Consider the following 6,657-nt stretch of genomic DNA (forward strand, 5'->3'; position numbering starts at 1 on the left):
CCTCCGAGCCGGGGAGCCCGGGTGCGCGGGCCGCCGCCGGGCTGCGCCTGCTCCGCGAGCACTTCACCGGCGCGCACCTGGTGGCCGTACGGGCCGGCGGGATGACGCCGCTGGAGGCGGTGCTGGCCGGGCCGGAGGGCGAGAGCGGGGCGATGGCCTGCGGGTGGCCGCCGCCGTACCCGCCGGTCGGGCCGCTGGTGCGTCGCCGGCTCTGGGCCGAGGCGGTGACCGACCGTCTGGTCGCGCCCGCCTTCGCCGTGCTCGGCCCGGCCGACGGCGCCGAACTGGTCGAGTTGTTGACCGAGGCGCGGGCGCACACGCAGGGCTGACCGGCGGTGTCGGGCGGTGACCGGCGTCCGGCTCGGCGGGGGTGCCGGGCAGGACGCCGCCGGTCGGTAGCAGACTGGGGGTGTGGGAGACGCGCTAGGCCGACGCCGTGCCGGTGGGGCGGGACCGCAGCTCGACGACGTAGTCGTCCGGCGCGCCCGCCTTCTCGGCGGCGTTCGCGATCTCCGAGACGTACCACGAGGTGGGCAGGCCACCCTCGTAGCCGTCGAAGACGTACACCCACGCCGTCACGTCGCCGTCCAGCGTCGAGACCCGGACGGTCAGCTTCCGGTACGTACCGGCGGTGACACCCTCGATCTCGTCGAGCTGGGCCGCGTCGTACGCGTGGATGTCGTAGAGCGCCACGAAGACGCGGTCGCCGGGGGACTCGACCACGGTGCTGACGGCACCCTCCCAGCCGATCACGTCCTCGCCGGCGAAGGTGAGTCGCCAGCCTTCCAGCCAGCCGATGCCCACCATGGGGGAATGCGGGCAGTAGGCCCGCATTCGGGCAGGGTCCAGGTTCGAGCCGTAGGCGGCGTACAGACGCACGGCGATGACGATAGCCCGCCGGGCGGGTGGGGGAGAATACGACGGTGCGTGTCGGACGCGTCGGGGAGAAGAAAGTCACTGTGAGCATGGACGAAGGGCGGTCGTGGTGAGCCAGATCGTGATCATCGGCGGGGGGCCGGCCGGTTACGAGGCCGCGCTGGTCGCCGCTCAACTGGACGCCGCCGTCACCGTGGTGGAGGCCGACGGCGCGGGCGGAGCCTGCGTGCTGTCCGACTGCGTGCCGTCGAAGACGTTCATCGCCAGCTCCGAGGTGGTGACCGGATATCGGGACACCGAGGTGTTCGGGGTGCACTCCGACGGCCTGGAGGCGGTCACCGTCGACGCCCGGGCGGTCCACGAGCGGGTCAAGCGGCTCGCCCTGGCGCAGTCGTCCGACATCCACGCGAAGCTGCTCAAGGCCGGGGTCACCTTCGTCTCCGGGCGGGCCCGGCTGGGTGAGGACACCCTCGGCCACACCCACCGGGTGATCGTCACGCCCGACGGCGGCGCGGCACCGTACTCGATCAGTGCCTCGACGGTGCTGGTCGCCACCGGCGCCACCCCCCGCCAACTGCCGACCGCCGTGCCCGACGGCGAGCGCATCCTCACCTGGCGGCAGGTGTACGACCTGCCCGAGCTGCCCGAGCACCTGATCGTGGTCGGCTCCGGCGTGACCGGCGCCGAGTTCGCCAGCGCCTACCTGGCGATGGGGGTCGAGGTCACCCTGGTCTCCAGCCGGGACCGGGTGATGCCGCACGAGGACGCCGACGCGGCGCAGGCGATCGAGCGGGTCTTCCGGGCCCGGGGCATGAGCATCCTGAACAACTCCCGCGCCGAGGGGGTCCGCCGGACCGACGACGGCGTCGAGGTCGTCCTCTCCGACGGCCGCAAGGTGTACGGCTCGCACGCGCTGATCGCGGTCGGCTCGATCCCGAACACCGAGGAGCTGGGCCTGGCCGAGTACGGCGTCACGCTGGCCCGGGGCGGTTACGTGACCGTGGACCGGGTCTCCCGCACCAACGTCCCCGGCATCTACGCGGCCGGTGACTGCACGGGTGTCCTGCCGCTGGCCAGTGTCGCCGCGATGCAGGGCCGGATCGCCATGTGGCACGCGCTCGGCGAGGCGGTCCGGCCGTTGCGGCTGCGTACCGTCTCGGCGAACGTCTTCACCGACCCCGAGCTGGCCACCGTGGGTGTGTCGCAGGACGAGATGGACGCCGGCAAGGTGCCGGCCCGGCAGGTGATGCTGCCGTTGGCCGGTAACGCCCGGGCGAAGATGGACGAGGTGGCCGACGGTTTCGTCAAGCTGTTCTGCCGTCCGGCCAGCGGTCAGGTGATCGGTGGCGTGGTGGTGGCGCCGAAGGCGAGCGAACTGATCCTGCCGATCACGATGGCGGTGGAGAACAACCTCACCGTCAACGAGCTGGCCCAGACCATCACCATCTATCCCAGCCTCTCCGGCTCCCTCACCGAAGCCGCCCGCCAACTCATGCTCCACGAACTCGAATAACCACCCGCCCGCCGCACCCCCGCCGTGCCCCCGCCGTGCCCGTCCCCGCCCGCTGAGCCCCCGCGATCATGGAGTTGTGCCTGCCGATAGGTGCACTTCGGCGGCTTTTGTCGAAGCCATAACTCCATGATCGCCGGGATCGCCGGGATCGCCGGGGAGAGGCCCGGGGCGGGGTGTGGGGAGGAGGGTGGCGGCCAGGACGGTGAGCAGGACAACCTCGGCGAGGATGAGGGCGCGCTCGATCAGGCCGTAGTAGGCGCGGTCGCCGGGGTAGGCGGACCAGATCATCGCGGCGGCGAGGAGCAGGCTGGCGACGGCCAGCGCGCGCAGCCACCGGGCGGTGCGAGCGGTGCTGGCGGTACCAGCCGTGCTGGCGGTGCGAGCGGTGGTGGGCAACTGGGCGGCGATCAGCCAACCGGCGAGCGGCAGGGCCAGGAAGGCGACCACTGAGGCATACCGGTGCAGGTAGGCGGCGGTGTCCATCTCGGTGCCGGGCGGGTTGGTGGGTACCAGTCCGGCCAGCAGCAGCCCCCCGGCCCAGGCGGCGAGCAGCACCTGGGCCGCGCCGACTCCACCACGGCCGGTACCGGCCGGTCCGGCGGGTCGGTCGAGGCGGCGCAGTCCCAGGACGAGCACGGCGGACGCTGCGGCGAGGGTGAGCATGGCGAGGTGGATGGCGCCGCCGGACTCGGAGACGGCGTAGTCGCTGACGGTGAGGTGCAGCGGGTCCAGGTCCTCGACACCCGCGTGGCCGATCACGGCGAGCAGTGCCGCGAGGACGATGCCGCCGAGCGCCAGCGTCGCGCTGTTCCGGGTTGCAGGCATGGCTCAGCCTGTCGCGGCGGGCACCTCAGACGGATCCGGGACGAGCACCGAAATCCGTCCTCGGGGACACCCCGAGTGTCGATCCGGCTTTCCCCGGTGACGGGCGTCGGGGTACCGGAGGGGAGCGTGTCACCTCTGTCCGGTCACCGGGTGAGTTGACCGGAACATACCGAGAGTGACGGAGTGTCCGACATCACCGCGTCGGTCGCGGGCGCTGATGACCAGCCGCACCGTCTCCCGCCCCGGGGCCGACGGGCACCTTTCGGCACTACTACCAGGGAGATCGGGCAGGGTCGTCGCCAATCGATGGTCGCGGGATCGGCGTCGGGACGCGTACCGTTGTCGGCGCGCGGCCCAGTGGGCGCCGGGTCCCCCGTTCCTGGTGCCCGGGTCGCAGCCGGGCCGCTGGCAGGTCCCGTGCCAGCGGCCCGGCCACCCTCCGCCGCCCGCCACCGTTGATGACGGGTGAGAACCCGGCGGCGTTGATCGGTCATGGCCCGACGGCGACCGCGACGGCGGCGGCGAGAAAGACGACCTGGAGTGCGGTACGGACGCCGAGCGGGGTGACCGGGCGCCCGCCCAGGGTGAGTCCTCGGCGCGCGGCCGAGACGTTCGCCGGGAACATCGCCAGCATCAGTACGGCCAGTCCGGCGGCGGTCCAGCGGGCGGTGGCCGGCACCAGCAGGCCGACCGCGCCCACGAGTTCCAGCACGCCGGTCACCGTGACCAGCAGGTCCGGTCGGGGCAGTCGGGGCGGGACCATCTCGATCAGGTCGCGTCGCCGGCCGGTGAAGTGTGCGATCCCGGTCAGCACGAACATCACGGCCAGCCCGACCCGCAGGGCCGGGTGCCAGCCGTCGAGCACGGAAATCCCGACCAGGCCGGCCAGTCGGGCGAGCGCGGTGCCCGCCACCAGGGCGATCAGCGGAGCCATCGGTACCTCCTCGAAGACCAATCTTGTCGCCGACAAGATTGGCTCGTGATGGCGTATCTTGTCAATGGCAAGATAGGCTCGGGTGATGACCGGCACCCGCGGCTACCACCACGGCGACCTGCCTCGTGCCCTGCTCGCTGTAGCGGAGGAGGCGATCAGGGAGTCGGGCCCGGCGGCGCTGAGCCTGCGTGACCTGGCCCGACGTGCCGGCGTCTCGCACGCCGCCCCGGCCCACCACTTCGGCGACCGGGCCGGCCTCTTCACCGCGCTCGCGGTGCAGGGCTTCGACCTGCTCGCCGAGGCGCTGGAATCGACCGGCGGCGAACTGCTGGACCTCGGCGTGGCGTACGTCGACTTCGCCGTGCGGTACCGCGCCCATTTCGAGGTGATGTTCCACCCCGATCTCTACCGATCCGATGCCGCCGAGGTCCGGGCCGCCCGGGACCGTGCCGGTGCCGCCCTGCACGCCGGGGTGACGGCACTGCCCGCCGCTTCGACGGACGCCGGCGACGGGCGGGGCGACGGGCGGGGCGGCGTGCACGGGCCGCTTGGTGACGCCCTGGCCGCATGGTCGATCGTGCACGGCTTCGCCACGCTCTGGCTGGCCGACGCGCTACCACCCGGGGTGGGTGACGACCCGCGAGAGGTTGCCCGAACGGTGATCGAGCGCCTCTTCACTCCGGCGGCGGACCCCGGCTGAGCGAACCCCGGCCGTCACCAGCCGACTGTCACCAGCCGACTGTCACCAGCTCGTCGGCAGCGGCATCCCCTCGGTGTAACCGGCGGTGCTCTGCACCCCGACCAGCACCCGATCGTGGAACTCGTCCAGGTTCCGTGCGCCGGCGTAGGTGAAGGCACTGCGTACGCCGGAGATGATCTCGTCGATCAGGTCCTCCACCCCGGGCCGCGTCGGATCCAGGTACATCCGGGCCGACGAGATGCCCTCCTCGAAGATCGCCTTCCGGGCCCGGTCGTAGGGGCTGTCGTCGCCGGTCCGGGCGCTGACCGCGCGCGCCGAGGCCATCCCGAAGCTCTCCTTGTACCGCCGGCCGTCCTCGTCGGTGTAGAGGTCACCGGGCGACTCGTAGGTGCCGGCGAACCAGGAGCCCACCATCACGTTCGACGCACCGGCGGCCAGCGCCAGCGCCACGTCACGCGGATGCCGTACCCCGCCGTCGGCCCAGACGTGCCGGCCCAGCTCGCGGGCGGCAGCCGCGCAGTCCAGCACCGCCGAGAACTGCGGGCGACCCACTCCGGTCATCATCCGGGTGGTGCACATCGCGCCGGGTCCGACGCCCACCTTGACGATGTCCGCACCGGCCGCGACCAGGTCGCGTACGCCGTCGGCGGTGACCACGTTGCCGGCCGCCACCGGTACGCCCGGGTCGAGACCCCGGACGGTCCGCAATGCGCTGATCATCCGCTCCTGGTGGCCGTGCGCGGTATCCACGACCAGGGTGTCCACCCCGGCTTCCAGCAGCGCCGACGCCTTGCCCGCCACGTCGCCGTTGATGCCCACCGCCGCCGCGATCCGCAGCCGGTCCTGGGCGTCCACCGCAGGTCGGTAGAGCGTCGCCCGCAACGCGCCCGGCCGGGTGAGCACCCCGACCAACCGACCCTCGCCGTCCACCACCGGCGCCAACCGCCGCCGCGCCACGCTGAGCCGGTCGAAGCCGGTACGCGGATCCGCGTCCACCGGCACGGTGTGCAGATCGGCCGACATCACATCGCGCAACTGGGCGAAGCGGTCCACCCCGACCGTGTCCGCCTCGGTCACCACCCCCATCGGGCGGCTCTCCTCGTTGACCACGATCACCGCGCCGTACGCCCGCTTGGGCAACAGGTGGATCGCGTCACCGACGGTGTCGTTCGGGCCCAGCGCGATGGCCGTGTCGTGCACCAGGTGCCGCTGCTTGACCCAGGCGACGACCTCGGCCACCACCTCGATCGGGATGTCCTGGGGGATCACCGCGATGCCGCCGCGCCGGGCCACCGTCTCAGCCATCCGCCGGCCGGCGACCGCCGTCATGTTCGCCACCACCAGCGGGATCGTGGTGCCCGTACCGTCGCCGGTGGAGAGGTCGACGTCCAGCCGTGAACCCACCTCCGACCGGGCTGGGGCCATGAAGACGTCGTTGTAGGTCAGGTCGTACCCGGGAGTCGCGCCACTGAGGAACCGCACCCGGCCATCATTCCCTCAGCTCACCAACAGCGCGACCGCTACCACCACCATCACCAGCGCGATCACGCCGTCGAGCACCTGCCAGACCCGGGCCCGGGCGAGCATCGGCGCGAGCCGGTACGCCCCCGCGCCGAGTGCGCTGAACCAGACGACGCTGGCCACCGCCGCGCCCAGGCCGAACAGCCATCGGTGCGGCTGCTGCTGCGCGATGCCGCCGAGCAGCAGCACGGTGTCCAGGTAGACGTGCGGGTTGAGGTAGGTGAAGGCGAGGCAGGCCAGCAGCGTCGCGCCGAGCCGCGCCGGGGGCCGCTCGGCCGGCGTGAGCGC

The 6,657-nt window shown here is 72.5% G+C and carries 7 protein-coding genes and 1 pseudogene; 3 read left to right on the forward strand and 5 right to left on the reverse strand.

The annotated features are described in order from the left end of the window. A pseudogene (locus EYA84_RS23290) lies at positions 1-329 on the forward strand (hypothetical protein); the annotation flags it as partial. Between the two features lie 94 nt (positions 330-423). Here EYA84_RS23290 and EYA84_RS23295 read toward each other — a convergent pair. Then, entirely contained in the window at positions 424-879 is a 456-nt protein-coding gene (locus EYA84_RS23295) for a gamma-glutamylcyclotransferase (RefSeq protein ID WP_131055326.1), read from the reverse strand. A 106-nt stretch (positions 880-985) separates the two neighbouring features. Here EYA84_RS23295 and EYA84_RS23300 point away from each other — a divergent pair, with 106 nt between their 5' ends. Further along, on the forward strand, positions 986-2,389 hold the full coding sequence (locus EYA84_RS23300) for an NAD(P)H-quinone dehydrogenase (protein ID WP_131055328.1): 1,404 nt from the start codon (positions 986-988) through the stop codon (positions 2,387-2,389). A gap of 66 nt (positions 2,390-2,455) precedes the next feature. On the opposite strand, the gene EYA84_RS23305 is transcribed toward EYA84_RS23300, so the two are convergent. After that, positions 2,456-3,214 carry a DUF998 domain-containing protein gene (locus tag EYA84_RS23305; RefSeq protein ID WP_131055330.1) on the reverse strand — a complete coding sequence of 253 codons (759 nt, stop codon included), beginning with the start codon at positions 3,212-3,214 and terminating at the stop codon, positions 2,456-2,458. Between the two features lie 490 nt (positions 3,215-3,704). Next, positions 3,705-4,148 (reverse strand): DoxX family membrane protein, encoded by a 444-nt coding sequence (locus EYA84_RS23310; RefSeq protein ID WP_131055332.1) that lies wholly within the window; start codon positions 4,146-4,148, stop codon positions 3,705-3,707. Positions 4,149-4,233: 85 nt separating this feature from the next. Between EYA84_RS23310 and EYA84_RS23315 the strand changes: the two genes are divergently transcribed. Then, positions 4,234-4,848 (forward strand): TetR/AcrR family transcriptional regulator, encoded by a 615-nt coding sequence (locus EYA84_RS23315; RefSeq protein ID WP_131055334.1) that lies wholly within the window; start codon positions 4,234-4,236, stop codon positions 4,846-4,848. A 42-nt stretch (positions 4,849-4,890) separates the two neighbouring features. Here the strand turns inward: EYA84_RS23315 and EYA84_RS23320 are convergent, their stop codons facing one another. Beyond that, entirely contained in the window at positions 4,891-6,330 is a 1,440-nt protein-coding gene (locus EYA84_RS23320; protein ID WP_131055336.1) for a GuaB1 family IMP dehydrogenase-related protein, read from the reverse strand. Positions 6,331-6,345: 15 nt separating this feature from the next. Next, positions 6,346-6,657 (reverse strand): LysE/ArgO family amino acid transporter (locus EYA84_RS23325; RefSeq protein ID WP_161595022.1); only part of this gene is annotated, 312 nt, incomplete at its 5' end.

Origin of the sequence: Verrucosispora sp. SN26_14.1, from assembly GCF_004307965.1 — a bacterium.
Lineage (GTDB): Bacteria > Actinomycetota > Actinomycetes > Mycobacteriales > Micromonosporaceae > Micromonospora.

Excerpts from the sequence above, each read along its gene's own strand:
- EYA84_RS23315 (WP_131055334.1), top strand. The coding sequence starts at position 4,234 with ATGACCGGCACCCGCGGCTACCACCACGGCGACCTGCCTCGTGCCCTG.
- EYA84_RS23310 (WP_131055332.1), bottom strand. The coding sequence starts at position 4,148 with ATGGCTCCGCTGATCGCCCTGGTGGCGGGCACCGCGCTCGCCCGACTG.
- EYA84_RS23305 (WP_131055330.1), bottom strand. The coding sequence starts at position 3,214 with ATGCCTGCAACCCGGAACAGCGCGACGCTGGCGCTCGGCGGCATCGTC.